This is a genomic window from Sulfitobacter alexandrii, assembly GCF_001886735.1.
Taxonomy (GTDB): Bacteria; Pseudomonadota; Alphaproteobacteria; order Rhodobacterales; family Rhodobacteraceae; genus Sulfitobacter; species Sulfitobacter alexandrii.
Genome location: NZ_CP018077.1, coordinates 25,735 through 52,641 on the forward strand (window position 1 = coordinate 25,735; position 26,907 = coordinate 52,641).

Below are 26,907 nucleotides of genomic sequence, written 5' to 3' on the forward strand. Positions count from 1 at the left end.
GCGGGATCGCCGCGCGCTGGAAGGCCGGGTATGTCCGGCAGCCGGCACTTACTGCCAGCCGGGCGCGATCATCGCGCCGCCGTCACGGTAAAGCGCGTTCATCCCGCGCTCCACGCCCAGCGGAGAGTTCTTGCCCAGATTGCGGTCGAAGAACTCGCCGTAGTTGCCGACGGCCTTGATGACATTCACCATCCAGTCGTTGGACACGCCCATCGAGGCGCCGATGTCACCTTCGAGCCCGAGGAACCTGCGAACTTCCGGATCGTTCGTCGTTTCCATGACCTCGTCGATATTGTCCATCGTGATGCCCATCTCTTCGGCGGTAATCATGCCGTAGTGCATCCATTGCAGGACCTCCCGGAACTTCGGATCGCCTTCGCGGATCACCGGTGCCTCGTAGGACTTGGCGACGATCTGGTCGAGGATCACATGCGCATCCGGATTGCCCGAATTCATCCGGCGGATGGCCATGTAGGGCGGCTCCTGCGTGACCGCATCGCAACGGCCATCGAAGTACATCGGATACATCTGGTCGCTGCCTTCGGAGGCCACCGGCGTGAAGCTCATGCCCTTGGCCGAGAAATACTCCGCCAGGTAACGTTCCGTGACTGTCCCGCCCAGCAGGCATATGGTGGCACCGTCGAGATCGTCGAGACTGGTCACGCCGCTGTCGGCGGGTACCATGAACCCCTGCCCGGTCAGCATGTTCGGCCCGATGAAGTCGTATCCCAGCGTGGTCTCGCGCGAGATGGTCTGCGTCACGGACCGCGACAGGATGTCGATCTCGCCCGAATCGAGCGCCGGGAACTTCTGCGGGCCGGTAAGGGCCACGAACTTGACCTTTTCGGCGTCACCCAGAATGGCCGCCGCTGCGCCACGGCAGAAATCGACGTCAAACCCGCTCCATTTGCCCTCGTCGTTGAGGTAACCGACACCGGGCAGATAGTTCAGTGTCCCGCAGACCAGCTCGTCCTTCGCCTTGATATCGTCAAGCAATTCGGCCCGAGCGCTCGTGCCCAGGGCAATGGTGCATGCTGCGGCAATCGCAATCGTCTTGAAATTCATATGCTCCTCCCGTCCGGCCTCCAGACCGGTTGTTGCATCTGCTCGGTCAGCAGACAGGACTACGCTGACATATGATATATCAAAGATCAACAATCTTGTTTGCTTCCCTCTTGCACCCCTTCGGCGCGCATTTGGTGGCACTACGCGGCCCAAGAGCTGAAACCAACGTGCGCGGGCCGAGTTGTACTCATGTCTTTTCAGGAGGAAATCATGGCGTCTCGTGCGATCTGGAAGGGCCAGTTGCGCCTGTCACTGGTATCCATACCCGTCGAAATTCATTCCGCGACCAAGTCCGGGGCGCGGGTATCGTTCAGGCAGATACATGGCCCGTCCGGCAAGCGGGTCCGGTATCAGAAGACCGTTCCCGGCATCGGCCCGGTCAAGAGCGAGGACATCCTCAAGGGCTACGAGCTGAGCGACGATGAATACATGCTGATCGAGCCGGAAGAACTGGAAGGCATCAAGCTGGAAACGAAGAAGACTCTGGAGCTCGTCCAGTTTGTCGAGACATGCGAGATACCGCCGCTCTATTTCGACAAACCCTACTATATCATTCCGAGCGATGATCTGGCCGAAGATGCCTATCGCGTCGTACGCGACGCCCTGCGACAGTCAGAAAAGGTCGGTCTGGGACAGTTGACCATGCGGGGCAAGGAATACCTCTGCGCGATCCGACCTTGCGGTGACGGCCTGTTGCTGGAAACCCTGCATTATGCGGAGGAAATCAGGAACGCGGATCCGCTGTTCTCCGACATCGAGGACGAACCGGCGGATGACGAACTCCTGTCCGTTGCAACGGAACTGATCGACCGGAAGACGAAGCCGTTCAACGCGGAAAACTTCGAGGATCACTACGACTCCGCGCTGCGCGATCTGATCGAGCGCAAACGGAAGAGCAAGAAGACCCCACGCACAAAGGCGGGCGGCGAAGGATCGGACGATGGGTCCGACAACGTGGTGGACCTGATGTCGGCGCTGAAAGAAAGCCTCAAGAAGGACGGCGCCAAGAAGAAATCCTCCAAGTCGAGGAAGTCAGCCTGATGGGACGGCTGGACCGTTATATCGAGAAACGGGACTTCGACCGGACGCCCGAACCCCGCGATGGCGCTGCGGGCGATGCGCTCGCGCTCCGCTATTCCATGCAGAAACACGATGCGACCAGAACCCATTTCGATCTGCGGCTTGAATGGGACGGCGCATTGTTGAGCTGGGCGGTCACACGCGGGCCCTCGCTGCATCCGTCGGATAAGCGGCTGTCGGTCCGGACGGAGGACCACCCGCTGTCCTACCTGGGCTTCGAAGGGACGATTCCCGAAGGCAATTACGGTGCCGGTACGGTCATGCTGTTCGACATCGGGCACTGGCAACCGGTGGAGCCTGTCGAGAAGGGTCTGAAGAAGGGGCATCTGCATTTCCGGCTGCACGGCCAGCGGCTGACCGGCGGTTGGCATCTTGTCCGAATGAAGGGCCGCAAATCCGGCGACAAGGGCCGGGAGAACTGGCTGCTCATTAAGGAGGAGGACGAGGCGTCAGGGCGTCGTGACCCCGTAGACCGCTACCGCCGCAGCACTTCGACGAACCGGACCCTGCGCGAGATCGCGGCGGAGAAACCCGTCGTGCCGGGCGGCCATGCGGGAAAGCGCCCCAAGTTCCGCAAGATACAGCTAGCCTCGCTGGTGGATGAAGCCCCCTCGGGGAAGGACTGGTGGCATGAAGTCAAGCTTGACGGCTACCGCGCGCTGGTCGCCCTCGGCAAGGGCGGGCCGCGGATCTTTACCCGCAATGGGCACGACTGGACCGACAGGTTCGAAAGCCTGCTGCCCGCATTCGATGCGATGGACTGCGACTCCGCGCTGATCGACGGCGAGATCGTCGCGGGCGCGGGGCTTCAGGGTTTTTCCAGCCTCCAGAAGGCGATCAAGGCAGGTGGCCCGTTCAGGTTCTACGGCTTCGACCTGCTCGAAGCGGACGGGCGCAAATGGATCGACCAGCCGCTCGCCGACCGGCGCGAGAGGCTGGAAAAGATCTTTCACGACGCACCGCCCCTCGGGCTGGCACAATTGTCGCCGATCATCGACGGCGCGCCGGACGATGCGCTTGCCAAAATCTGCAAGGCAGGCGGCGAGGGCATTATTTCCAAGCGGACCGACCAGCCCTACCGCGGCACGCGGACCAGCAACTGGCGCAAGGTCAAATGCGAACGGAGAGACGAATTCGTCATCCTGGGCTGGCAGGAAAGCGAAAAGCGGGGCCGGCCCTTCGCCTCTCTCGCGCTCGGCGCCTACGAGGGCGGCGGCCTGACCTACGTGGGCAAGGTCGGCACCGGGTTCGATGCCGACACCATGGAAGATTTGCAATCCGCCATGTCGGGAATGGAACGCAAGACCGCTCCGGCGGACATCCCCAAGGATGAAAGCCGGGGGGTGACCTGGATCACGCCGAAACTGGTCGCCGAGATCAAGTACGCCGAGAAGACGGACGACGGACGGCTTCGGCATGCCGTGTTCATCGCATTGCGCGAGGACAAGCCCGCCCGCACCGTCAAGGTGGAGGAGGACCGCATGGACAACGATCGCGTCGAAATTGCCGGAATCGGCGTCAGCCACCCGAACCGGAAAGTCTACCCCGCAGCGGGCATCACCAAGCGCCAGGTTGCAGAATACTACGAGGCGATGGCCGACCGTATTCTGGAGGACGCGGCCGACCGGCCTCTCTCGCTGGTGCGGCTGCCTGAAGGGATCGAAGGGGAACGGTTCTTTCAGAAACACGCGGGAAAGGGCTTTCCCGACGAGATACGCACGGTGCAGATCGAGGAAAGCGACGGCGACACGGCGGACTACATGTACGTGTCGACCGCCGCGGGGCTGGTCGGCGCGGCGCAGATGGGAGCGATGGAATTTCACGTCTGGGGGTCAAGGCGGGATGACCTCGACCGTCCCGACAGGATGGTATTCGACCTCGATCCGGATGAAAGCCTCGGATTTTCGGATGTGACGGCTGCCGCTCTGGACCTCCGGGACATCTTGTCGGATCTCGACCTGCCCTGCTGGCCCCTCGTCACCGGTGGCAAGGGGGTGCACGTGGTGGTCCCGCTGCGCCGGATTGCCAACTGGGATACGGTGAAGCTTTATTCCAAGGTCCTGGCAAAACACCTCGCCGACACCCAGCCGGACCGGTTCACCGCCTCGATGTCGAAATCACGCCGCTCCGGGCGGATCTTCATCGACTGGCTGCGCAACGAACGGGGGTCGACCGCGATCGCGCCGTTCTCATTGCGGGCGCGGCCCGGTGCGCCGGTCGCGACGCCGGTCGGCTGGGACGAACTGTCAGCCGTGACGTCGGCCGATGCCTTCCCGATGGCGAAGGCCCTTGAACGGAACTGGTCGGATGCGAGCGTGCCGAAGCCGGCGGGTCTCTCGAATGGCCGGATAGACCTGCTGGACAAGCTTGTCGGCCAGTGACGTCTTGACTAGACCACCCGAAGCAAGGAGCAGATCTTGACCACAGCAATCGCAAAAGGCCGGGTGGCGGAAGCCTCGGCACCGCCACCGCTGGTGGATTGGCGCGGGCAGGCCGCCTTCATCGGGTTCGAAGGTACGCTGTCGCCATTGTCAGACCATCCGGGCGATGCACACCTACCTGCGCGGGAGCGCGAGTTGATCGAAGCGCTCTGCAATAGACGCGATGGCGCGGTCGCGATCCTTTCGGGAAAGGCACTGTCGAGCCTACGTGACATCTTCGCAGGCCTGCCGGTCGTCCTTAGCTGCTGCCACGGGGCCGAGATCGACATTGCCGGCGACCCGCGACTGGTGCCCGGCGCGGATGTCGAAATCGCGCGATGCGCGCAGGCCGCGCGGCAGATGGCCGACGAAGAGGGCATTCTGTTCGAACGCAAGGCTGCCGCGATCGCGCTGCACCACGGGATGAAGCCGCAGATCCGGGATCGGGTCGTCGCGTTTATCGACAGACTGGCCAATGACTGCGCCGAATTGGCCCCGCTCCACGGCAGGATGGTCAGCGAATTGACGGCACGCGACTATTCCAAGGGCACCGCGCTGTACCAGATCATCAATCACCCCGGTTTCGCCGGTCGGCGGCCCGTTGCGGTCGGCGACGACGCAAGCGACGAGACGGCGATCCGCGCGGCACGGCGCATCGGTGGGATCGGCCTAGCCATCGGCCATCACGAAACGGAGGCGGACCACGTCTTTGCGTCCCGCGACGATTTCATCCGCTGGCTGAGGCACAGCCTGGAGACGGCCGGATGACAACCCACCGTGCCCTGAGCGACGTTCTGGATAGGCTGGAACAATCCCTGGATGGCAAGAAGGTGCGCGTCAGACACCTCGTGGACCGTCTGGGGCGCGCGTCGTTTGCCTCCGTGATGCTGGTCTTTTCCCTGATCTCCACCTCTCCTGCTAGCGCCATTCCCGGTGTCACGGCTGTCGTGGCAATGATCACCCTGCTGCTGATCGTGCAGATGATGATCGGCCGGGAAAGCCTTTGGCTGCCCGACATCATCATGAACAAGAAGCTCGACACGAAAACGGTCGCGAAGGGGATCGCGTGGTTGCGCAAACCGGTGCACAGGGTCGAACGACTGCTGCGGCCCCGGCTCACCTTTCTGTTCCACCGCCCATGGCTCTGGTTGCCGATGATCCTCATCGCGGGCCTCACCCTTTTCATGCCGTTCATGGAGCTCGTCCCGACCTCGGGGTCGATCGCCTCGGCGGTGATCGCACTCTTCGCGGCAAGCCTGCTGACGCGTGACGGGCTGCTGACGCTGTTTTCCTTCGCGCTCCTCTCGGCGGTACCGGTGGTCATTTACCTGATCTGAGCGGCGGGAGCGGGGCAAAGGCGGATTATTCCCGCGCGGGACGGAACGGATGCCACGGCCAGACGTTTCAACCCCAAGGCGTGATACGCCGACCCCGCACTCACACATCAAGGGAGACCCCCATGACCGTCCCGCCCGATCACCCGGACCGTCACAAGACAGTCTGGGGTGTCAAGATTCTCGGCTGGCTCTGCATCCTGCTTGGCGCCGTACTGCTTGCTGGTGGCGTATGGCTGATCGTATTGGGCGGCAGCTGGTACTACGGTCTCTCGGGCCTTGGTCTGTTTCTCACGGGATTATTGCTGAACCGCTACCGGACGGAGGCCGTGGGCCTTTATCTGCTTGTCTGGATCGGTACCGTCGGCTGGGCCTGGTGGGAGGTCGGGAACGACTGGTGGGCACAGGTGCCGCGCCTGGTCGCGCCCTCGATCATCCTTGTGCTGGTTCTGCTGTGCACGCCCGCGCTGTCGCGCCATGCTTCCAAAAGACTGGCAGGTTCCTCATGATCCGTCTCTTCACCATCCCCCTGATCGTCACCCTTGCCACTGCGGTTCCGGCGCTGTCCCAGCAAGCCGATACTGCCGAACCCGAAGCGGACAGAGCCGAGACCGCGGCCACGGAGAATACGCCAAGCCAGGCCGAAACCTCGGACAATCTGTCCCAGAGGGCTGCGCAATCCCAGCGTGAAGTCGGCGCTGACTGGCCATTCTGGGGAGGCGATGCGCAGGCGACGCGATATTCCCCTCTCGATCAGATCCAGCCGCAAAACGTCGGCCAGCTTGAAAAGGTATTTACCTTCCACACCGGCGACATGCCGGAAGGGAGCGCCGAAGGAAAATATTCGCCCGAGGTCACGCCGCTCAAGATCGGGAGTGACCTGATCATGTGTTCGGCCATGAACATCCTGATTTCGGTCGACGCTGCCACCGGCGAAGAGAACTGGCGGTTCGATCCCGGCGTGTCGAATGACGCGATCCCCTACGGTGCAACCTGCCGGGGGGTGTCGGTCTACACCGATCCCGAGGCCCCCGAGGACGCCCCCTGCGCGACCCGCGTGATCGAAGGCACGCTGGATGCCCGGCTCGTGGCCGTCGACCTTGCCACCGGCAGTCCCTGCGCGGACTTCGGCGACAATGGGTCCGTAGACTTGTGGCAGGGGATCGGGGAACGGGTTCCCGGCTGGTATGCCGTGACCGCGCCCGCCGCCATCGTGCGCGGCATCGTCGTGACAGGGGCGCAGGTCAAGGACGGTCAGGCCGAAGACGCGCCATCGGGTGTCATCCGGGGCTACGACGCGGTCACCGGAGAACTGGCGTGGGCCTGGGATCTTGCCGCACCCGAGCAGAACCGCAACGGCCCGGCCGAAGGCGAGGTCTATACCCGCGGCACACCCAACATGTGGACCACCGCCGTGGCCGACGAGGCGCTCGGATACGTCTATCTTCCGATGGGCAATTCCTCCGTCGACTACTACGGCTCCAACCGGACCGAGGCCGAAAACGAATACGCGACCTCGCTCGTCGCGCTCGACGCCACCACGGGAGAGGAAGTCTGGCATTTCCAGACCGTGCGCCACGACGTCTGGGATTACGATCTCGGATCACAGGCGACCCTGCTGGACTACCAGGGCACGCCTGCCGTCCTCCTGCCGTCGAAACAGGGCGACATCTACATCCTGAACCGCGAGACGGGCGCGCCGCTGACACCCGTGGGCGAACTGTCGGACCTGCCAAAGGGAGAGATCGAGCCCGACTTCATCTCCGACACGCAGCCCTTCAGCGAATGGCATACCCTGCGCAAACCGCCGCTCGAGGAAAAGGACATGTGGGGCTTCACCCCCATCGACCAGCTCTGGTGCCGCATCCAGTTCCGCATGGCAAACTACGATGGCTTCTTTACGCCGCCCTCTTCGGACAAACCCTGGATCCAGTATCCGGGATACAACGGGGGATCGGACTGGGGGTCCGTCGCGGTGGATACCGAACGGGGGATCATCGTCGCCAACTACAATGATGTGCCGAACTACAACCGGCTAGTTCCGCGGGACGAGGTCACCTCGAAGCCGATCAACGAACAGGAAGCTGCAAGCGATGGTGGCGCCAAAGCGGAAGGCGCCGCCGACCCGCAGGCCGGCGCGCCCTACGGCATCAACGTGAACGCGGGCTGGCGCAACGATGTGACCGGCGTGCCCTGCACGCGCCCGCCCTACGGCGGGATCCGCGCGATCGATCTGGCCACCGGCGAAACCCTGTGGGACCGGCCACTGGGCACGGCCCGCCGCAACGGGCCGTTCGGCATCCCTTCGATGCTGCCTTTCGACATCGGCACGCCAAACAATGGCGGTTCGGTCGTCACGGCGGGCGGTCTGGTGTTCATCGCCGCCGCGACCGACAATCTGTTCCGCGCCATCGACATCGAAACGGGTGAAACCCTGTGGTCCACCGTCCTTCCCGCCGGGGGGCAGGCGAACCCGATCACCTACGAGGTCGATGGGCGGCAATACGTGATGGTCACCGCCATGGGTCACCACTTCATGGAAACCCCCGTGGGCGACGAGGTCATAGCGTGGGCGCTGCCCCAGCAGTGACCGCTAGTTCCCGACCGCCGCGAAGTAGTCGCTCAGCAGATCAATGTCCGCGTCGGTGAGATCGGCAGCCGCCGCCCTCATCAGGCGGTCATGGGTATAGGTTCCATCGCGCCAGAGCCTGAGTTGCGCGGCGAGGTACATCGGCTCTTGCCCGAACAGCCGCGGGCCCTTGCGGTTATCGCCGACGCCGTGACAGGCAAGGCAGGCCGGGATGTCACGGGTTCCCTGACGCGCAAGTTCCGCGCCCGCGCCCTGCTCCGGCACGACGGTCGGGCCCGGCATCTCCCGCTCGGTCAGTCGGCGCGCGAGGGTGGCATACTGATCTTGAGGCACGAGACTGGCCGCCTGCGCCATGATCCCGCTGGGCCGCCGCGCGTTGAGGTAGGCCTCCAACTGTGCCTCGACATAGCTTGGCGAAAGGATGTCCAGACGGGGCACCGGGCCGCCGATATCGCCATGGCAACTCCGGCAGTAGTCCACACCGGCGAGGTCGGACGACGGCAGATCAGGCGCCCTGTCCTGCTGGATCGACACCAGATAGGCCACCACCGACCAGACCTCGTCGCCCCGGCCCTCTGCCGGCCAGGCCGGCATGCCGCTCATCTTGATCCCGTTCTCGATGATCCAGTGCAGCTCATTCGGCTCCCAGTCCGCCACCGCCTCGGTGATGGCAGGGGGCTGGGGCACCATGGCCCGAACGGTGGCACTGCGGCTATCACCGGGCGCGGCATGACAGCCGGCACAGGCCGTCGCGTAGTGGGCAGCACCGAGGGCGATCAGATCCGGATCGTCAAGCGCCGGGGCATTCTCCATGTCAGGCGCGCGCAGCCGGGCGGAATTGCGAAAGGTGGTGTGCAGCACCCACGAGACGCCGGGCCAGTGCCCCACCCGTGCCGACACGTTGTATAGCCCGAAGCCCACGACCGCCCCTGCCCCCACAAGGCCGAGAAGGGTGAGCACGACCACGATCCGGAGTGCCTGTCTCATGTGGTTTCCCTTTCCCGAAGGCCGAGGCCCGTCAGCCAGAGACCGGCGACAAGATAGACCGGCGTGCCGATGGCCAGCATCAGCATCCCGCCCACCTGCTGGCCGGACAGGTCGGGCGCGGTGCCGCAGATCTCGGCGTAGATGTCGCGCGGGGCCAGCACCAGAAGCGCACCCAGCAAAGTCATGTGCATCGATGTCAGCAGCAGCCCGCCGGCCCCCGCCAGCGGCTGATCCGCCCGCAGGCATCCCGCCCAGACCAGCAGCCCAACGACCAGAAAACTGACCTGTTCGGCGACGAAACCGAACGCGCCAAGACGGCCAAGCGCGTGGGCCGCCGGCAGATGCCAGCCCCAAACCACCACGAATTCCGCCACCGCCGCCGCCATCGGAGGCACCGCCAGACGCCCGGCAAGCCGTGGCAGCCCCAGGATGAGGAACGGCGCCGCCACCGCGACGAGCACCATGTGACGCAGCATGTGCGCCGCGAACACCGGCAGCATCGCATCGAGCGGCAGCAGCCAGGCCGCCGCCAGCAACCCGAGGCCGGGAACAAGCAGCAGCGGCTTCATTGGCACCCTCCGATCAGCACGAGCGGCAGGGTCACGAAGACCACCCCGATCGCGGAGATGATCGAAAGCAGGAATGCCGCGTGGCCGAGAAAATGATACCTGTCCTCGGCCCGGCCAAGCCGGTTCACAGGGTCTGCCGTATGGGATACGTCCCATTGCCGCCAGGCCGCCCATCCCACGACGGCAATCCCTCCCAGCGCACCGGCACTGAAGATCAGAAGCCCCGCGCGCACCGTGCCGTAATCCCAGCCCTTGGCACAGGTCACGGCGACGACACCGTAACAGCATACGAAATGCAGCGCCCAGATCAGCGGCCCCAGCGTGATCTTCATCAGGCTGGCGCGGGCTTCGGCGAATTCCTCCTGGTCCTCCCGGCGGGTCTTGTTGCCTTCGGTCACAGCGCCTCCGGGGCCAGGCCCAGAACGGCGCAGGTGACCAGCGCGGAGAGGGTGACGAAATGCCAGAACAGCGAGACATTCCAGATGTCCGCGTCGTAGCGGGGCGTCAATTTGCCAAAGATCGACCCGGCCAGGCAATAGAACTGCATGATGACGCCCGCCCCGGCATGGACGGCGACCCAGACGGCCAGCGCCCAATGGATTGCCGGGTAGACATGGCTCGTCGGGTCGAGCGACAGGACGGACCAGACCAGTGCCGTGGCCCCTCCGGCGGCGGCGAGCGGGGCGACGATCAGGCACAGCCGGGCGCCCCCGACATGACTGCGCCGGTTCAACCACCGTGCGCCAACGGTCAGCGCCCAGTTCGCCGCGAAAGCCAGCGCTGCCAGCCCCACGAGGCGCGCTTCGGGATGCAGCGCACCGGCCGGGGGAAAGTCGGGCGAGGCGGTCCAGTAGAAGAAGAACCCGAACACGAGCGACGCGAAGGCGGTCGCATCGCCCAGCATGGTGATCCACATCGCCCACCACCCGACGGAGGCCGGCCCCGCAGCATAGGTCGGCAGGCTCAGGCCCAGCCCCGCATCCTTGCTGTCGGCCTCGGGAACCTGCGCGGTCGCGGTCCAGAGCCATCCGATGATGCAACAGATGGCCAGGACGCCACACAGGATGGCGGGCGGATACCAGTGAAAGGTCGGAAAGATGAACGCACCACCGGTGAACCCCGCCGCCCAGAGCGTGATCCACGTCGGCCCGGTGACGCGTTGAACCTGCACCGGCACCGCGTCGATGACCGACGTCACCAGCGTCTCGCGCTTGCCCTCCTGGGCGTCCGGAAGGTAATAGCGCCCGGCATCGATCCGGTCCAACATCTGCGGCTCGTCCCAAAGCGGGTAGCGGGTGCTGACATGCGGAATGGACCGCACGCCCCAGGCTTCTTCGGGAACGTCGTGGGTCCATTCGAGGGTCCCCGCGTCCCAGGGGTTGCGCGGGATCTGGGGCTGGCGGTGCTTGGGCCGGATCAGATCCCAGACAAACACCGAGAACCCGGCGGCGATGACAAAGGCGCCGACGGTGGAAATCAGGTTCAGCCAGTCCCATCCGAGGCCGGTGGGATAGGTATACACCCGGCGCGGCATCCCCAGCAGCCCTGTCAGATGCATCGGCAGGAAGCACAGGTTGAACCCCGAGAAGGTGAGCCAGAATGCCCATCTGCCCAAGCGCTCGGACATCAGCCGTTTCTGGATGAAGGGGAAGAAATAGTAGACCCCCGCGATCACCGGAAAGACCATCCCGCCGAACAGCGTGTAATGCAGGTGCGCGACGATGAAATAGGTGTCGTGCGCCTGGAAATCGAAGGGCGCCAGCGCCAGCATCACGCCGGTCAGCCCGCCCATGGTGAAGATGGCCAGCGCGCCCGAAATCCAGAGCATCGGCAGGGTCATGCGGACCCGCCCCACCAGCAGCGTGGCAAGGAACGCGAAGATCTGGATACCGGTGGGGATCACCACCGCCTCGGACGCCGCCGAGAAGAACCCGAGCGAAATCGACGGCAGCCCGGTGGTGAACATGTGATGCACCCACAACCCGAAGCTGAGAAAGCCGGTGCCCACCGCCGACAGCACGATCCAGGAGTAGCCGAACATCGGGCGGCGGGCGACGGTGGGCACGACCATCGCGGCGATGGCGATGGAAGGCAGGAAGATGATGTAGACTTCCGGGTGGCCGAAGATCCAGAACAGGTGCTGCCACAGCATCGGGTCGCCCCCGCGCGTGGGGTCGAAGAACGGCCAGTCGAAGGAGCGTTCGAGCTCGAACAGGAAGTCGCCCGCGATCAGCGGCGGGAAGGCAAACAGGATCATGCCGCCCACGACCAGGACGTACCACGCGTAGAGCGGCATGATGTTGACCCGCATCCCCGGCGGTCGGCACTTCAGCGTACCGACGATCAGCTCCACCGCCGCCGCGATGGAAGCGACCTCGATGAACGACAGGCCCAGCAGCCAGATGTCGCTGCCCGGCCCTTCGTCCATGGTGGCGAGGGGCGGATACATGAACCATCCCGCGCGCGGGGCCACGTTGAAAAAGATCGAGCCGATGACGAAAATGCCGCCGATCAGAAAGCACCAGTAACCGAAAGCGGACAGGCGTGGAAACGGCATGTCACGCGCGCCCAGCATCCCCGGAAGCAGCAGGATCGAGATGGCTTCGAACATCGGCACCGCGAAAAGGAACATCATCGCCGAGCCGTGCATCGTGAACAGCTGGTTGAACCTGTCCGCCGACACGAGGTCGTTCTCGGGCACCGCCAGTTGCAGGCGGATGATGAGCGCCATCACCCCGGCCAGCAGCATGAAGACGAGCGCCGTCAGGCAATACCACTTGCCGACCTCGGTGTTGTTCACCGCCGTGACATAGCGCCAGCCCTTCGGCGTCGCCCATGCGGCGCGCAGCCGCTCGGCCTGCGCCTCGGCGATGTCGCGCGCCACGGGTTCGGCCAGCATGTCTTCGGTCGGGGGATAGGGGCCCTCGGGTTGCGGCAGTCCGGACGCTCGGGTCACTTCAGGCCCTCCAGGTAATAAGCGAGATCGCCGAGATCCGCAGGGTCGAGATCGTAACTCGGCATCTGCGCGCCGGGCTTGAGCACTTCGGTGTGGCTGATCCAGTTGGAAAGATCCTGCAACGTGACCGTTAGCCTTCCGGCGCCCAGCGTCTGCCGGCTGCCGACGTGGGTCAGGTCAGGCCCCACCTGTCCCGCAGCCTCGGTGCCGCGGATCGCGTGGCACGCGCCGCAGCCCTCGGACAGGAACAGCGCCGCCCCGCGGGCGGCGCGATCGTCCGCGGGCTGCGCCGCCCCCCCTGCCTCTGCCGCCAGCCAGTCGTCAAAGGCCTCCGGCGGCATCACCACCGCGGCAAATGCCATCCAGGCGTGGCTGACGCCGCAGAACTCCGCGCATTGCCCGCGGAAAGTGCCCGTCCGCTCCGGCGCGACACTCATCATCGTGTCGCGACCGGGGAACATGTCCATCTTTCCGCCAAGCGCGGGCACCCAGAAGGAATGGATGACGTTGGCAGCGGTCAGGTGGATCTCGGTGCGCTGACCCGCCGGCAACCGGATTTCGTTGGCCGACACGATGGGTGCCTCGGCCCCTTCCGGCCAGTATTCCACCCGCCACCACCACTGTTCTCCGGTGACACGGACGACCAGCCCGTCACCGGGTCGGCGCGAGTCCGGCAGAAGGTTCAGACCCCAGACAAGCAGCGCCGTCAGGACCACGACCGGCAAGACGATACCCCCACCGATCAGCAGGTGTCGCCCATAGCGCTTGTCGAACCGGCCCGGGGCGATCTGCGAAGCGTAGTAGAACGCGCCGTTGAGCAGAAGCCACAGGACGACCGCGCCGCCGAGCATGACCCAGAACAACGTGGCGATGGCGACAGCATCCTGACCGGAGGTATTCAACGCGGATTGCGCGCCGCCGCATCCCCCGAGCGTCAGAAGCGCGCCCGGCAGCAGCAGCGACCGCGACCGGCGCGAATCAATCCGCTTCAGGCTCATGGCTGCGCACGACACGTTGCTTCGTCAGGCATGGACCCTCCCCGATGAGCGATGGCCGAACGGAATGTCCGGGCTGTCTTTTCCACTGGGTATCAAACATGTATGGCAGTGACCAACAGGGGAAATCCACAATGGCGGACAATTCACGAATGTTGGCCCCGATCGCCGACGAAGACTGGCCCGAAAGCATCGCGGACCTGAAGGACGGCTTCGCCGGGGCGCTCAATGTCTACCGGGTCATGGCGCATCATCCGGCGCTGCTGCGCGCGTGGGGGCCGTTGCGGCAGCATGTGGTCAAGGACAGCGCGCTTGGGCAGCTGCGGTCAGAGATCGTGATCCTCCGCGTGGGGGTAAGGATCGGCTCGTCCTACGAATGGGCGCACCACGTGTCGCGGGCCCGCGGCCTCGGCATGACCGACGCGCGGATTGCCGCGGTCCGCGGCATGCCCGAGGGCGAGGACGGGATGCTGGTGCAGGCGGTGGACGCGATCCTCGACCACCGGTGTCTGGATCCGGAACTCGAATCGCGGCTCGTGCGGGACTTCGGGCAGGAGGCGGTTTTCGACATCATCGCGACCGTGGGCTTCTACTCGGTCCTTGGGACCATTCTCATGACCTACGGCGTGCCCGTGGACGATACCATCGCGGCGGAGCTGGCCGCGAACCCGCTCGAAGTCTGACCCGGCCCGCCGCGCTCAGAAACCGGTCGCGCGCTCGATCGCGTCGCGGGCGCGGTACCAGCCGGTGACGGCGGGCAGGAACCACGGGGTCTCGCGGTAGAATGGAATGGTCGGGAAGTCGAGGTTCCAGAAAGCGGACGTCTTGGTGCCCGCCATTCCCAGCCCCGCGAGGTGGCCGAGGTAGCTCTGCATCGCGACGCCCGATCCGTTGCATCCCAAGGCGTGAACGATTCCGTCCCGGTCCCCGAGGTGCGGCAGAAGGTCGAAGGTGAACGCGATGCGCCCGGACCAGGCATAACGGATCGGCACGCCACGGGTCTGGGGAAAGACGCTGTGAAGACGCTCCGCGAGTTCCTGCGCCACCTTCCCCGCGTCGCGCATCCGCAGGCTGGCGCGGCCCCCGAACAGGATGCGCCGACCATCCGGCGTCGGGCGGAAGTAGCTCAGCAGCCGCCGGCTGTCCACGGCGGTCCGGCCTTCGGGCAGCAGCTCATGCATCATCCCGTCGGGCAGGTCGTCCGTCACGATGATGTAGCTGGCCGCCGGAATGATCCGCCGCCTGACCCAGGGCCGCAACCCGTCGGAGTAGCCGTTGGTGGCGATGAAGACCTGTTCGCAGTCCACTTGTGCGCCGCCGGCCGAGACACGAAATCCGCCCGGCCGCCGGTCGATCCTTTCCACCCGCCGGTTGCTGCAAAGCTGCGCCCCTTCGGACTGCGCGAGATCCACGAGCCCCTGCAGGTATTTTCCCGGATGCAGTTGCCCGGCCCGGTCGATGGTCATCACCCCGTGATAGAGATCCGAGCCGATGACCTGCCTCTGCCGTTCGACGGGATAAAGCGTCGCGCCATCCCGTGTCATCTTTCGGGCCTTGTCGCGGTAGGCGGCGAAATGGGCTGGCAGAACGGCACAGACGACCCGGCCCGACCGGCGGTACTGCGCTGCTTCGGGCAGTTCCTGCACCCGGCCCTCGACGAAATCGAAGGATGCCGCGGCCTCTTCCTTGAGGCGGTCGAAAACACCGGCCGGCAGCCTTTTTTCCAAGGGGGAGCGTACCTTGGACGTCGACGCCGACTTGCCCAGGTTCACCCCGCTCGACACATGCCCCGCGTTGCGGCTGCTGGCGCCGAAGCCGAATGTCTCGGCTTCGATCACCGTCACGTCCACGCCGGCCCGGCGCAGGGCGATGGCCGCGTTCAGTCCGGTGAACCCGCCGCCGACGACAACCACGTCGGTCCGGGGCGGCGGCGGCTCGGGGATGCTGCGTGGGGGGGCTTCCTCCCACCAATAGGGCGTCTGGATCAGCTTCGGCATCAGTCGCGCTCGACGAAGAACTGGATGCCGATCACCTTGTCGAGGACGAAAACCATGACCGAGGTAAAGAGCACCAGCGTGGCGGAAACGGCGGCGATGACCGGGCTGGCGCTTTCCAGCACTTCGGAAAAGACCTGCACCGGCAGCGTCATGACGAAGGGGCCGACAAGGAACATGGTCACCGTGACCTCGTCGAAGGAGATGATGAAGCTGAACAGCAGCGACGTGACGAGACCGGGCCGGACCGCGGGCAGCGACACTTGCCAGAAGGTGCGCCAGGGCCGGGCGCCGAGGCTCGCCGCCGCTTCCTCCAGAGCCGGGTCGGCCTTGCGCAACGCGGCTGCGACGGGGCGATAGGCATAGGGTATGGTCAGGATGCAATGGACCAGCACCAACCCGGTGAACGTGCCCAGCCAACCGAGGCTCGACAGGGTCACGATCATGATGACCCCGATGGCCGCATGGGGAAAGATCAGCGGTGTCAGCAACAGGGTCTCGTAGGCGGTTCCGAACCGGACCCCGTGACGCACCACCGCCCAGGCGGCCGCCAGCGAGGCGCCGGTGCTGACCAGCGCACCGATCAGCGCCAGAAGCGCCGAGGTGCCCAGCACCCGCAACCAGTCGGCGGAGCCGAGGAATTCAGCGTACCACCGCAGCGAAAACCCTTCGATGGGAAACGACAGGTATCCCGCGGAAGTGAAGGAGGACAGCACCACGATGACGATGGGCAGCGGCAGGAACAGCAGGACCGCGATGGCGATGAAACGGGTCATGTGCGGTCGCCTCCGTCGGAAAGGCGGGCGGACAGCCAGCGCTCGAAAAACTGGATCGGCAGCACGACACCCAGCGCGGTCACCAGCAGGACCGTGGCCAGCGCCGCCGCCTTTGGATAGTCGAAGAAGTGCATGACTTCCTGGAAGATCTCCGTCCCGAGCATGGTGTCACCCAGCCCGCCCAGCAGCAGCGGCGTGACGATGGCGCCGGTCGCCATGAGATAGACCAGCGTCACGCCCGTCAGGATGCCGGGCATCGCCAGCGGCAGCATCACGGTGCGGAAACTGTGCGACGGCTTGCTGCCCAGGCTCATCGTCGCTTCCTCGAGCGAGCGGGGAATTTGCAGCAGGACCGACAGGACCGCGATGATCATGAAGGGCAGCAGGACGTGCACCAGTCCGAGGATCACGCCGAAATCGTTGTACATCAGCTTGGCCGGACGGTCGATCAGGCCCATCCATGTCAGGTAGCCGTTGATCAGCCCCCGCGGCCCGAGGATCACCACCCAGCCGTAGCTGCGGACGACGATCGAAACGAGCCAGGGAAAGATGATGAGCAGCAGCAGGAAGTTACGGTTGCCGCGATAGCGCGCGACGAAATAGGCGGTCGGAAAGCCGATCAGCGCCGAGATCACGGTGGTCAGCGCCGCGATCCGCAGCGTGCGTCCCAGCATCGCGACATAGTCCGCCCGGTTCAGGATCGCGGTGTAATGACCGATGTCGAATTGGCCGTCGATGATGAGCGACGACGCGATCAGGCGCACAAGGCCGACCACGAAGACGCCCATCAGTAGCGCCGAGGGCGCCAGCAGCAGTCCGGTTCGGATGGATTTGGGCACGGAAAGAGGGCTCCTTGGACGAATGGAGGCCCGGCCCGGGGGGCATGCGCCCCGGGGCCGGGTGCGATCAGAGGTTGGCGAGCATCTGGTCGATGTCGGCCACGGTCTCTTTCTGCGCCGCCGCGATATGGCCCCAGTCGGGCTGGTAGAGCTTGGCGCGCAGGTCGGCGAAGCTCATTCCGATCTTCTCGCGCACCGCGTCCGAGGCCTCTGCCTCGTTGCTGGCGGGGATGTAGCCCGAGATTTCCATGCCACGCTCCTGCGGCGCGGCGCCGGCAATGAAGTTGAGCCATTGCGCCACCAGCTCGCGGTCCGCGACGCCCTTCGGCGCCACCACGACATAGGGCAGCAGAAGCGCGCCTTCCTCGGGGATCACCATCTTGACGTAATCCACGCCCGCCTCGTTCAGCGACCAGACCCGGACGGAGTAGAAGGGCATCGCCGCGACCTCGCCCCGTTCCAGCATGGTGTTCTGCTGCGCGAGAGAATTGGACACGTTGAGCACGTTCTTCGCCATGCCCTTGAGCAGCTCCATCCCGCCCGCGGTGTTGAACTCGTCGCCGCCCGCCGCCTTGGAAAGGATGGTCAGGTCGTAGGTGGACAGGTAGATCGGGCGCGTCATGCCCAGCCTACCGGCCCATTTCTCGTCCGCGAGGTTCTTCCATGACCCAAAGTCGTCCATGGATGCCTCGTTGGTGTTCACGGCGATCCCGTAATAGGCGAAATACGGGGTGATCCCGGCCAGTCGCCCATCCTCGGTCTTGAGCCAGTATTTTTCGTCGATGTTCCGCATGTTGGGAATCTCGTCGATGCTGAAGGTCTCCAGCATGTCGTCGCGCATCAGGTTCACCCCCTGCACGAAGGTGCCGATGCCGGTGTGGTACTGCGGGTTGCCCGCCTGCGCGCGGAACTGGGCTTCGGGGTTCGGCACTTCGACGATGCGCACGGCGTTGCCGGTTTCTTCAGTGAAGGGCTCGGCAAAGGCGCCGGTCCACGTATCGCCGACACCGCCGCCCCACGAGGCGTGCAGGATCTGCCCGCTTTGGGCCATCAGGCTGCGCGGCAGGGCCAGGGCGGCGGTGGCACCCGCGGCCCCCAGCAGGGTCTGTCGTCTGGTAATTGTCATGATGTGTTTCCTCCTCTGTTATCGGTTGGATTCTGGGATCAGCGTGATCGCGGCGTCGGACCAGCCGACGGAAACGCTCTCGCCGGATGGCAGGGGATGGCCATTGCCCGGCTGGAAGGGCACCTGCGCCAGCAACCTGCCCATTTCGCTGTCGAGCGCATAGGTGATCGACCCCCCGGAAAAGCTGTGTCCGTGCACCCGCGCGGCGATCGGCAGATCTCCCGCGCGGCCCAGGGTCATGTTCTCGGGCCGGATCGAGACCGCCATCGGCGCCCCGGCTTCCTTCGGGCCTTCGGCCCGGTCGATGGCGACCTGCGGCCGGCTCCCTTCCGTCTCAAGCACCGGGTTGCCCCGCCCGTCGAACGCGACCTTGCCGCGCAGGAAATTCGTCTCTCCCACGAACTTGGCCACGAATTCGGTCCGGGGCCGGTGGTACACATCCACGGCAGAACCGCATTGCACCACCCTGCCCGACTGCATCACGGCGATCCTGTCCGACATCGAAAGCGCTTCTTCCTGGTCGTGGGTCACGAAGATGAAGGTGATCCCCGTCTCGCGCTGGATGCGTTTCAGTTCCTCCTGCAACTGGCGCCGCAGCTTGAGATCGAGCGCCGACAGCGGCTCGTCCAGCAACAGCACGTCCGGGGCCGTGACCAGCGACCGGGCCAGGGCCACGCGCTGACGCTGGCCGCCGGAAATCTGGCCCGTGCGGCGCTGCTCGAACCCGGCAAGACCGACCATGCCGATCATCTCGCGCACCCGTCGGTCCAGGTCATCGGTCCGGTTCCGGGCCCGCAGGCCAAAGGCCACGTTGTCGTAGACGTTCATGTGCGGAAACAGCGCAAGGTTCTGGAAAACCATGCCGATCTCGCGCTGGTAGGCCGGTTCGCGCGACATGTCCCGCCCCCGCATCAGGATCCGCCCCGACGTGGGCGTCTCGAAACCCGCGATCATGCGCAGAAGCGTGGACTTGCCGCACCCCGAAGGCCCGAGCAGGGTGACGAATTCACCCGCCTTGATCTCCAGATCCACGTGATCGACGGCATTCGTGTCGCCGAAGGATTTGGTCACGTCGTCGATCTTCAGGATGACGGTTTCGGGGTCGGTCTTGGTCAAGGCGTGGCTCCCTCGGGCCGGCAGCTGCACCGGCGGATGTCGTTTCGCTACAGTCTGCGGGCCGATACCCCCATCAAGTCAAATAGCAAGTCGGAAGGAATTCATTCCTGAAATGAATATTCAAATTCGGCGCTACGCATCACGCAGCTATCTGAAAAACAGTCATTTAATCCAGAGCATCAATCATGACTTTCTGTTATGTTTTTCACTTCATTCGCAATTTGATCCCCGCTGCACAGGCTGGCTTTCTAGGTCGGGAAAGGTGCGACCGCGCCTCGAGCCATGCAGAAAACGGGACATGATCTAGCGATGACGGCTGTGCCTCTAACCACTTCCGACCAGACCCCCGCCGAACGGCGCGCAGTGATCGAGGCGGCGGATCTGCCGCCAACGGTGCCACATCTTCTGGACAGTGCGGCGCAGGATTGCCCCGACAAGATCCTGTGGGAATTCTTCGATGAAGGCACCAGCGCCACCTATGAACAGGTCCGCGCGGAAAGCCTCGTCTACGGCGCCCTGTTCGCGTCTCTGGGTGTCTGGCGAAAGGACCGGGTGGCGGTGATGCTGCCCAACATCCCCGAGATGCCGCTGACCTGGCTGGGCCTTGGCCGTATCGGCGCCGTGATGGTTCCCGTGAACAACCGCTATTCGGCGCGGGAACTGTCCTACGTGATCGAGAATTCCGGCGCGCACCTGCTTGTCATCCATGAAAGCCTCGCCAAGGTCCTGGAGGACGCCAACCTCGATGCGCGGGTGCTGATCGTGGGGGGTGACGACTGGCGCAAGCGCCTCGCCAATGCCGAAAGGGAAACCTGTCCGGCGCCCTCCCTCGGCGGCGACGACCTGATGAACATCCAGTATACGTCGGGCACCACCGGCCTGCCCAAGGGCTGCATGCTGACACATCGCTACTGGCTGACCACCGGTATCGTGAACGCCTGGCGGGACGGGCGCCGGTTCAACCGGATTCTGGCGACCACACCTTTCACCTACATGGATCCGCAATGGCTGCTGGTCATGGCGCTGTTCCAGCGCGCCACGCTCGTCGTCGGGCGCAAGCAAAGCGCCTCGCGCTTCTCGCGGTGGCTGTCCGAGCACCGGATCGAATTCTGCCTGTTTCCCGAAGCGGCGAGCAAACAGCCCCCTGCCCCGCACGATTCCCACAACCCGGTGATCCGGGCCAACATCTACGGCGTGCGCGCCTCTGCGCACGCAGAGATCGAGCGCCGCTATGGCCTGACCGCGCGCGAGGCGTTCGGGATGACCGAGATCGGCTCCGGCCTGCACATGCCGATGGAAGCGACGGACATGGTCGGGTCGGGGAGCTGCGGCATCGCGTCCCCCTTCCGCGAAACACGCATCGTGGACGACGCGGGCAACGACTTGCCGGACGGCGAGATCGGCGAGCTGCTGATCCGGGGGCCCGGCATCTTCGAGGGGTATTACAACAATCCCGAAGCGACGGCGGAAGTGCTTCGGGACGGCTGGTTCCATACCGGCGACCTGTTCCGCCGCGACGCGGACGGCTTCCATTTCATCGTGGGGCGCAAGAAGGACATGATCCGCCGCTCGGGCGAGAACATCGCCTGCCGCGAGGTCGAAGGCGTGCTGCGCGACATGGAGGAGATCGAGGAAGTCGCTCTCGTTCCCGTACCTGACGACCTGCGCGGCGAGGAGGTGAAGGCCTTTGTCACGCTTCAGAACGGTCACCGGCCCGACGCGGCCACGATCGCGCGCATCCTGAGCTATGCCGACGGCAGGCTCGCCGCCTTCAAGGTGCCCCGCTACTTCGAATTCATCGAAACGATGCCGCGGACCACATCGTTCAAGGTCGCCAAGGCCGAACTCACGAAATCGCGCGAGGACCAGCGGCTGGGCGCTTTCGACCGCGTCGACAACACATGGCGGTAACTCACCAATGATCATCGACTACGGCGCGACGCCCCCGATCGAGGAACTTAGCATCGGCGACGGAAGCCACCTGGCCAACTACCGCCGGGTCTATGCGTCGTCCGAAAAGGCCGCTGCCCGCGGCGAAGTCGACCTCGACCAATGGTTCCGCGACTGTGACGCGGCCGGCATCGGGAAAACCGTGATCAAGGCGCGGGACGTCGAAACCACGTTCGGCGGGCGCATCTCGAACGAGGAGGTGGCCGAGGTCGTTGCGCGGCACCCGGATCGTTTCATCGGTTTCGCGGGGGTCGACCCCAACAAGGGCATGACGGCCCTGCGCGAGCTGGAGCACGCCGTGACCGAACTGGGCCTGAAGGGCCTGAACGTCCAATGCTTCGAAAACCGGCTCGCCCCGGACGACCGACGGATGTATCCGCTGTACGCCAAGTGCATCGAGCTGGACATCCCCGTGAACATCCACGTGGGCATCAACTTTTCGCTCAAGTCGTCGCCGGAATTCGGCAGGCCGGAAACGCTCGACCGGGTGTTGTGCGACTTTCCCGAACTTCGGGTCTGCGCCTCGCCGCCGGGCTGGCCCTGGGTTCAGGAGTTGCTCGCCGTGGCATGGCGGCATCCGAACCTCTGGATCGGGCTGGTCGCCATCAGGCCACGGCTCATGACCGTCGACCATTCCGGCTACGGGCCCCTGCTGCAATACGGGCGCACCATCCTCAAGGACCGGATGATCGCGGGCACGGCCTGGCCGATGCAGCCCATGGGCCGGGTGATCGAGGAAATCCGTGCCCTCCCCGTCGACGCCGACATCGCGGATCTCTGGCTGGGCGGCAACGCGCAGCGTTTTCTCGGGATGTGACGGGTGCCAACCGGGGAAAAACCGCACATGATGCGCTGAAAGGGAGAGGACCAGACACATGACCGACGACGACCTGTGCCGCATGACGGCAACGGACCTGCTGCCGAAACTTCAGACCGGCGAGATCAGGGCGGCCCGCCTCATGCGCGCCGTGCTGGACCGGATCGAAAGGTTGGATGACCGCACCAACGGCATCGCCCACGTGGACCCCGAGGCCGCGATGGCAGAGGCGGAGGCGCGCGACCGCGACCTCGCCAGCGGCGAGGCGCCCGGCGCGTTGCAGGGAATACCGGTCACCGCGAAGGATCTGCTCAAGGTCAGGGGCCTTCCGCTCGAGATGGGGTCATTCGCCTTCGAGGGTCAGGTGCCGGACGAGGACGCCGAGGCCATCGCCCGGTTGCGCCGCAAGGGCGCGATCCCCTTTGCCAAGACGACGACGCCCGAATTCGGCCACAAGGTTCTGACCGACTGCCCGACCGAGGGGATCAGCCGCAATCCGTGGGACACCGACCGCAGCTGCGGCGGCTCGTCCGGCGGGGCGGGCATCGGCGCCGCCATGGGGTTCGGACCGCTGCACGTTTCCTCCGACGGGGCCGGATCGGGCCGCATCCCGGCCTCCGCCTGCGGTGTCGCCGGGATCAAGGCGACCTGGGGCGCGATCCCGCATGAAACCACCACCGATGTCTTCGGCTCCTTCACCTGTATCGGCGTGATGGGCCGGTCCATCGCGGACCTGGCGCTGGGGCTCAACGGCATGAAGGGACCGGACCGCCGCGATCCCTGGTCGTTCGGCGGCAGCGCCGACCCGATCACCCTGCCCGACGATCCGGTAGCGGCGCTCAAGGGGCTGAAGGTTCGGGTTCTGATGCGGACGGTCAACGACTGGGTCCACCCCGACGTGGAAAAGGCCGTGCGCAACGCGGTCGAGACGATGATCGACGCAGGCGCGCGTGACGTCGGGATGATCGAGGATCCGGTCTACGACAATGCCAGCGCGCTGGTCTACATGCGGGCCTACCAGTATTCCCGGTTCGGTCACCTGCTGGAAGAACACGGCGACCGGATGGACCGGACCGCGCGCATGTCGCTGACACCCGGCCCCACCCATACCTACGACATCCTTGCCACCGCCATGCGGGCGCGCACCGATATCCTGCGCGAGGTCGAACGCCAGTTCGACGGGGCGGACATCTACGTGACGCCGACCATTGCCACCCCGTCCCTGTCCGTGGACCAGAAACAGGACGAACCGCTGGTGGTCGACGGGGTTGAATACGGCCCCCTGCGCGAGGCCTGGTATCCCTACACCGTGCCCCAGAACGCCAGCGGCCACCCGGCCATGTCGGTGCCCGTGGGCATGTCGTCGGACGGAATTCCCATCGGCATGCAGATCGTCGGTCCGTGGCACAGCGAGGCACGGATCCTTGCCGTCGCCGCGGCCATCGAACGGCTGATGCCCTGGGCCGACCGCTGGCCGCCCGCCGCGACAGGCTGATCTCCGCCCCGAAGCCTCCGGCGAAGATATCTTTCGCCCGGGGCGGCCGACGGCTAGAGTTCGGCACAGGGAGATATTTCACATGCGGATCACCCACCGGCAACTCGAGGCATTCGTCCAGTTCATGGAAACCGGCACGGTGACGGCTGCGGCGGACCGCATGTACGTCACCCAACCTGCCATGAGCAAGATGCTCGCCGGGCTCGAGATCGACCTCAAGCTGCACCTCTTCGACCGGGTGAAGCGGCGGCTGATCCCGACGGACGAAGCCCGCCTGCTCTACAAGGAGGTCCGCAGGCTCTTTGCCTCGCTCGCCGATGTGGAACGCTTCGCCGAGGATCTGCGCACCTTCCGCACGGGCGAGCTTCGGATCATCACCGCCTCCACCATCGGGCTCACGCTGGTTGCAGACGCGGTGGCCGATTTCGCGCGGGAAAACCCGGAGGTCGACGTGTTGATGGACATGTCGTCGACCGTCGGGCCCGACGTTCTGGCCGCCAACGTCGACATCGGTTTTTCCGTGACCCAGTTCCAGCACCCCGCGCTCAAGGTGGAACCGCTGTTCCACGCGAACTCCGTCTGTATCGTGTCAAAGAATCACCCGCTTGCCGGGCGCAGCCGCGTCGGCCCCAAGGATCTCGAGGGGGAAAGCTTCATCTCGTTCACCCGCGACAGCCGGATGCGGCACATCACGGACGGGGTGTTCGAACAGCATCGGGTCAGCCGCAACATGCGGTTCGAGGTCTTTGCCTCGGCCGAAGCGAACGCGCTGGTGTCTCGCGGCGCCGGTGTTGCCATCGTCGAGCCTCTGGGCGTCCGGCAGCGGTTCTGGCCGGACGTGGTGGCGATCCCCTTCGATCCGTCGATCGAATTCACCTTCTCCGCCTTCCGGCCCAGCGACAGGATCGCTTCGCCGCTGGCGAACCGCTTCATGGACATCCTGCGCCGCCATATCCGCGACATGCATGACGGCGTGGCCTACCTGCCGGACTGGATGGAGGTCCGCCTGCCCGGCAAGCTGCGCGAGAAACGCATCGAGACGCAGTAGCGTCCACCGATACCGGGTCAGCGCGCCTGCAGGGCCGCCCCGCTGTCGCCCTCGAACTTGGGCATCAGGGACAGAAGCTCTGAAGTATAGGGGTGCGAGGGCGCCTCGAATATCTCCTCCGCCGGGGCAAGCTCCACGATCTCGCCCGACTTCATCACGCCGATCCGGTCGCACATCTGCCGGATCACCGGAAGGTCATGGCTGATGAACAGCAACGTCAGGCCCAGCTCCGCCTGCAGATCCTTGAGCAGGTTGAGGATCTGCGCCTGGATCGACACATCCAGCGCCGATGTGGGCTCGTCGCAGATCAGGAAACGGGGCCGCGTGGCGAGCGCGCGCGCGATGGAGATGCGCTGCCGCTGCCCGCCCGAGAACTCGTGCGGATAGCGTAGCGCGGCGTCGGGCTCCATACCCACATGAACGAGCAGGTCCGAAACGATGCTCTCGGCCTCTGCCCTCCCCGAGGCCAGCCGATGGTGGCCGATGGGCTCGCTGATGATGTCGCGCACCCGCTTGCGGCGGTTCAGCGACGAAAAGGGGTCCTGAAAGATCATCTGGATCTGCTGGCGTGTCCGGGGCGCGATCGGGCTGGACTCAGGTCCCGCGATCTCGACCCCGTCATACCGGATCCGGCCAGAGGTCGGGGCATACAGCCCGGCGACCATGCGCGCGATCGTCGATTTGCCCGACCCGCTTTCACCGACAAGACCAAAGGTCTCGCCGCGCCGGATCTCGAAACTGACGTCCCGGACGGCCGTGAAGCTGCGCCGCCACGCGGGGATGATCGAATGATGCTGCACGAACTGCATGGTCAGGTTGTCCACCTGCAGGAGCGCGCGGTCGGTTTCGTCCCCGATGCCTGTCCGCCGGCCCAGCCAATGCGTGTTCAGGTCGATCACCGATCGATCGCGGTCCACTGCCTTGTCCTCGCGGTAGTCTAGCTGCGGGAAACGCTCGAGCCGCCGGTCGCCGCGCGGGACGGCCGCCAGCAGGCTTTGACTGTAGGCGTGGCGCGGGCCGGTCATGACCTGCTCGGTCGTGCCGGTCTCCACCACCTTGCCGTGGTACATCACCGCGACGCGGTCCGTGACCTCGGAAATCACGCCCATGTCATGGGTGATGAAGATCGCCCCCACGTTGCGCTCCCGGCAGAGCCGCCGCAGCAGGTCGAGGATCTGCGCCTGAACCGACACGTCGAGCGCGGTCGTCGGCTCGTCGCAGATCACGAGGTCCGGATCGGCGCAAAGCGCGAGCGTAATCACCACGCGCTGCCGCATCCCGCCCGAGAACTGATGCGGGTACTCGTCCAGCCGCACCTCGGGATCGGGAATGCCCACTTCACGCAGAAGCTCGACCGCACGCTCGGTCGCCTGGCGGCGGGACAGATCGGTGTGCCGGCAGATCGTCTCGGCGATCTGGTCGCCGATGGTCAGCAGCGGATTGAGGCTGGTCATCGGGTCCTGGAAGATCATGCCGATCCGCCGTCCGCGTATCTTGCGGAACGCCGATTCCGGCAACGTGTCGATGCGCGTGCCGTCGAACCACACCTCGCCCCCGGCGATCCGGCCCGGCGGCTCCAGAAGGCCGATGACCGCGTTGCCGATGGTGGATTTCCCGGCGCCGGATTCTCCGACGATGCCGAGGATCTCGCCGCGCTCCACCGACAGGTCGATGCCGCGCACCGCCTCGACGGTGCCGCGCCGCGTGTCGAAATGGATCTTCAGGTCTTTCAGTTCGAGAAGGCTCATGG

General features: G+C 65.2%; 23 protein-coding genes. 11 read left to right on the forward strand and 12 right to left on the reverse strand.

Features of this window, described 5'->3' with window-relative positions; all coding sequences use genetic code 11:
• Nucleotides 1-48 precede the first annotated feature (48 nt).
• Nucleotides 49-1,065, reverse strand: coding sequence for an amino acid ABC transporter substrate-binding protein (locus BOO69_RS18830; protein ID WP_071973943.1), 1,017 nt, complete (start codon nucleotides 1,063-1,065; stop codon nucleotides 49-51).
• Nucleotides 1,066-1,275: 210 nt separating this feature from the next.
• Between BOO69_RS18830 and ku the strand changes: the two genes are divergently transcribed.
• The 6 genes from ku to BOO69_RS18860 all read left to right on the forward strand — a co-directional run bounded on the left by ku (nucleotide 1,276) and on the right by BOO69_RS18860 (nucleotide 8,489).
• Nucleotides 1,276-2,106, forward strand: coding sequence for a non-homologous end joining protein Ku (gene ku / locus BOO69_RS18835; RefSeq protein WP_071974076.1), 831 nt, complete (start codon nucleotides 1,276-1,278; stop codon nucleotides 2,104-2,106).
• Nucleotides 2,106-4,526, forward strand: coding sequence for a DNA ligase D (gene ligD / locus BOO69_RS18840; protein ID WP_071973944.1), 2,421 nt, complete (start codon nucleotides 2,106-2,108; stop codon nucleotides 4,524-4,526). Before ku ends, ligD begins: the two co-directional genes overlap by 1 nt.
• Nucleotides 4,527-4,562: 36 nt before the next feature.
• Nucleotides 4,563-5,333, forward strand: a complete 771-nt coding sequence (gene otsB / locus BOO69_RS18845) for a trehalose-phosphatase (protein WP_071973945.1) — start codon at nucleotides 4,563-4,565, stop codon at nucleotides 5,331-5,333.
• Nucleotides 5,330-5,902, forward strand: a complete 573-nt coding sequence (locus tag BOO69_RS18850; RefSeq protein WP_071973946.1) for an exopolysaccharide biosynthesis protein — start codon at nucleotides 5,330-5,332, stop codon at nucleotides 5,900-5,902. The genes otsB and BOO69_RS18850 overlap by 4 nt, the downstream gene beginning before the upstream one ends.
• Before the next feature lie 122 nt (nucleotides 5,903-6,024).
• Complete coding sequence (locus BOO69_RS18855; RefSeq protein WP_071973947.1) at nucleotides 6,025-6,408, forward strand: glucose dehydrogenase; 384 nt, start codon at nucleotides 6,025-6,027, stop codon at nucleotides 6,406-6,408.
• A complete protein-coding gene (locus BOO69_RS18860) occupies nucleotides 6,405-8,489 on the forward strand; it encodes a pyrroloquinoline quinone-dependent dehydrogenase (protein ID WP_071973948.1) in 2,085 nt (694 codons plus the stop codon). Before BOO69_RS18855 ends, BOO69_RS18860 begins: the two co-directional genes overlap by 4 nt.
• Nucleotides 8,490-8,492: 3 nt before the next feature.
• Here BOO69_RS18860 and BOO69_RS18865 read toward each other — a convergent pair whose 3' ends face one another.
• From BOO69_RS18865 to BOO69_RS18885, 5 genes are read right to left on the reverse strand one after another with little or no spacing between them, the layout of a single operon-like run.
• Entirely contained in the window at nucleotides 8,493-9,476 is a 984-nt protein-coding gene (locus tag BOO69_RS18865; protein ID WP_071973949.1) for a c-type cytochrome, read from the reverse strand.
• The gene (locus BOO69_RS18870) at nucleotides 9,473-10,045 is read right to left on the reverse strand and encodes a cytochrome c oxidase assembly protein (RefSeq protein WP_071973950.1); all 573 of its coding nucleotides are present in this window, start codon (nucleotides 10,043-10,045) and stop codon (nucleotides 9,473-9,475) included. The genes BOO69_RS18865 and BOO69_RS18870 overlap by 4 nt, the downstream gene beginning before the upstream one ends.
• On the reverse strand, nucleotides 10,042-10,443 hold the full coding sequence (locus tag BOO69_RS18875) for a hypothetical protein (RefSeq protein ID WP_172839575.1): 402 nt from the start codon (nucleotides 10,441-10,443) through the stop codon (nucleotides 10,042-10,044). The genes BOO69_RS18870 and BOO69_RS18875 overlap by 4 nt, the downstream gene beginning before the upstream one ends.
• Nucleotides 10,440-12,944, reverse strand: coding sequence for a cytochrome c oxidase subunit I (gene ctaD, locus BOO69_RS18880; protein ID WP_071973951.1), 2,505 nt, complete (start codon nucleotides 12,942-12,944; stop codon nucleotides 10,440-10,442). Before ctaD ends, BOO69_RS18875 begins: the two co-directional genes overlap by 4 nt.
• Nucleotides 12,945-12,997: 53 nt before the next feature.
• The gene (locus tag BOO69_RS18885; protein ID WP_083545743.1) at nucleotides 12,998-13,999 is read right to left on the reverse strand and encodes a cytochrome c oxidase subunit II; all 1,002 of its coding nucleotides are present in this window, start codon (nucleotides 13,997-13,999) and stop codon (nucleotides 12,998-13,000) included.
• A 149-nt stretch (nucleotides 14,000-14,148) separates the two neighbouring features.
• Between BOO69_RS18885 and BOO69_RS18890 the strand changes: the two genes are divergently transcribed.
• Nucleotides 14,149-14,679, forward strand: a complete 531-nt coding sequence (locus BOO69_RS18890; RefSeq protein ID WP_156875003.1) for a carboxymuconolactone decarboxylase family protein — start codon at nucleotides 14,149-14,151, stop codon at nucleotides 14,677-14,679.
• A gap of 15 nt (nucleotides 14,680-14,694) precedes the next feature.
• Here the strand turns inward: BOO69_RS18890 and BOO69_RS18895 are convergent, their stop codons facing one another.
• The 5 genes from BOO69_RS18895 to BOO69_RS18915 form a co-directional block, all read right to left on the reverse strand.
• Entirely contained in the window at nucleotides 14,695-15,993 is a 1,299-nt protein-coding gene (locus tag BOO69_RS18895; RefSeq protein ID WP_071973953.1) for an NAD(P)/FAD-dependent oxidoreductase, read from the reverse strand.
• Nucleotides 15,993-16,766 (reverse strand): ABC transporter permease, encoded by a 774-nt coding sequence (locus tag BOO69_RS18900; protein ID WP_071973954.1) that lies wholly within the window; start codon nucleotides 16,764-16,766, stop codon nucleotides 15,993-15,995. Before BOO69_RS18900 ends, BOO69_RS18895 begins: the two co-directional genes overlap by 1 nt.
• The gene (locus tag BOO69_RS18905; protein WP_071973955.1) at nucleotides 16,763-17,605 is read right to left on the reverse strand and encodes an ABC transporter permease; all 843 of its coding nucleotides are present in this window, start codon (nucleotides 17,603-17,605) and stop codon (nucleotides 16,763-16,765) included. Before BOO69_RS18905 ends, BOO69_RS18900 begins: the two co-directional genes overlap by 4 nt.
• A 67-nt stretch (nucleotides 17,606-17,672) precedes the next feature.
• Nucleotides 17,673-18,731 carry an extracellular solute-binding protein gene (locus BOO69_RS18910; protein WP_071973956.1) on the reverse strand — a complete coding sequence of 353 codons (1,059 nt, stop codon included), beginning with the start codon at nucleotides 18,729-18,731 and terminating at the stop codon, nucleotides 17,673-17,675.
• Between the two features lie 18 nt (nucleotides 18,732-18,749).
• Nucleotides 18,750-19,847, reverse strand: coding sequence for an ABC transporter ATP-binding protein (locus BOO69_RS18915; protein ID WP_071973957.1), 1,098 nt, complete (start codon nucleotides 19,845-19,847; stop codon nucleotides 18,750-18,752).
• A 318-nt stretch (nucleotides 19,848-20,165) separates the two neighbouring features.
• Here BOO69_RS18915 and BOO69_RS18920 point away from each other — a divergent pair, with 318 nt between their 5' ends.
• The 4 genes from BOO69_RS18920 to BOO69_RS18935 all read left to right on the forward strand — a co-directional run bounded on the left by BOO69_RS18920 (nucleotide 20,166) and on the right by BOO69_RS18935 (nucleotide 25,157).
• Nucleotides 20,166-21,758, forward strand: coding sequence for a class I adenylate-forming enzyme family protein (locus tag BOO69_RS18920; RefSeq protein WP_237267625.1), 1,593 nt, complete (start codon nucleotides 20,166-20,168; stop codon nucleotides 21,756-21,758).
• Between the two features lie 7 nt (nucleotides 21,759-21,765).
• Nucleotides 21,766-22,614 carry an amidohydrolase family protein gene (locus tag BOO69_RS18925; RefSeq protein ID WP_071973958.1) on the forward strand — a complete coding sequence of 283 codons (849 nt, stop codon included), beginning with the start codon at nucleotides 21,766-21,768 and terminating at the stop codon, nucleotides 22,612-22,614.
• Nucleotides 22,615-22,672: 58 nt separating this feature from the next.
• A complete protein-coding gene (locus tag BOO69_RS18930; protein ID WP_071973959.1) occupies nucleotides 22,673-24,109 on the forward strand; it encodes an amidase in 1,437 nt (478 codons plus the stop codon).
• A gap of 82 nt (nucleotides 24,110-24,191) precedes the next feature.
• Nucleotides 24,192-25,157, forward strand: coding sequence for a LysR substrate-binding domain-containing protein (locus BOO69_RS18935; protein ID WP_071973960.1), 966 nt, complete (start codon nucleotides 24,192-24,194; stop codon nucleotides 25,155-25,157).
• Between the two features lie 17 nt (nucleotides 25,158-25,174).
• Here BOO69_RS18935 and BOO69_RS18940 read toward each other — a convergent pair whose 3' ends face one another.
• A complete protein-coding gene (locus BOO69_RS18940; RefSeq protein ID WP_071973961.1) occupies nucleotides 25,175-26,905 on the reverse strand; it encodes an ABC transporter ATP-binding protein in 1,731 nt (576 codons plus the stop codon).
• Between the last annotated feature and the right edge of the window lie 2 nt (nucleotides 26,906-26,907).

Coding starts and splice junctions, on each gene's coding strand:
- BOO69_RS18830 (WP_071973943.1), bottom strand. CDS start 1,065: ATGAATTTCAAGACGATTGCGATTGCCGCAGCATGCACCATTGCCCTG.
- ku (WP_071974076.1), top strand. CDS start 1,276: ATGGCGTCTCGTGCGATCTGGAAGGGCCAGTTGCGCCTGTCACTGGTA.
- ligD (WP_071973944.1), top strand. CDS start 2,106: ATGGGACGGCTGGACCGTTATATCGAGAAACGGGACTTCGACCGGACG.
- BOO69_RS18850 (WP_071973946.1), top strand. CDS start 5,330: ATGACAACCCACCGTGCCCTGAGCGACGTTCTGGATAGGCTGGAACAA.
- BOO69_RS18855 (WP_071973947.1), top strand. CDS start 6,025: ATGACCGTCCCGCCCGATCACCCGGACCGTCACAAGACAGTCTGGGGT.
- BOO69_RS18860 (WP_071973948.1), top strand. CDS start 6,405: ATGATCCGTCTCTTCACCATCCCCCTGATCGTCACCCTTGCCACTGCG.
- BOO69_RS18865 (WP_071973949.1), bottom strand. CDS start 9,476: ATGAGACAGGCACTCCGGATCGTGGTCGTGCTCACCCTTCTCGGCCTT.
- BOO69_RS18870 (WP_071973950.1), bottom strand. CDS start 10,045: ATGAAGCCGCTGCTGCTTGTTCCCGGCCTCGGGTTGCTGGCGGCGGCC.
- ctaD (WP_071973951.1), bottom strand. CDS start 12,944: ATGCTGGCCGAACCCGTGGCGCGCGACATCGCCGAGGCGCAGGCCGAG.
- BOO69_RS18885 (WP_083545743.1), bottom strand. CDS start 13,999: ATGAGCCTGAAGCGGATTGATTCGCGCCGGTCGCGGTCGCTGCTGCTG.
- BOO69_RS18890 (WP_156875003.1), top strand. CDS start 14,149: ATGTTGGCCCCGATCGCCGACGAAGACTGGCCCGAAAGCATCGCGGAC.
- BOO69_RS18895 (WP_071973953.1), bottom strand. CDS start 15,993: ATGCCGAAGCTGATCCAGACGCCCTATTGGTGGGAGGAAGCCCCCCCA.
- BOO69_RS18900 (WP_071973954.1), bottom strand. CDS start 16,766: ATGACCCGTTTCATCGCCATCGCGGTCCTGCTGTTCCTGCCGCTGCCC.
- BOO69_RS18910 (WP_071973956.1), bottom strand. CDS start 18,731: ATGACAATTACCAGACGACAGACCCTGCTGGGGGCCGCGGGTGCCACC.
- BOO69_RS18925 (WP_071973958.1), top strand. CDS start 21,766: ATGATCATCGACTACGGCGCGACGCCCCCGATCGAGGAACTTAGCATC.
- BOO69_RS18930 (WP_071973959.1), top strand. CDS start 22,673: ATGACCGACGACGACCTGTGCCGCATGACGGCAACGGACCTGCTGCCG.
- BOO69_RS18935 (WP_071973960.1), top strand. CDS start 24,192: ATGCGGATCACCCACCGGCAACTCGAGGCATTCGTCCAGTTCATGGAA.
- BOO69_RS18940 (WP_071973961.1), bottom strand. CDS start 26,905: ATGAGCCTTCTCGAACTGAAAGACCTGAAGATCCATTTCGACACGCGG.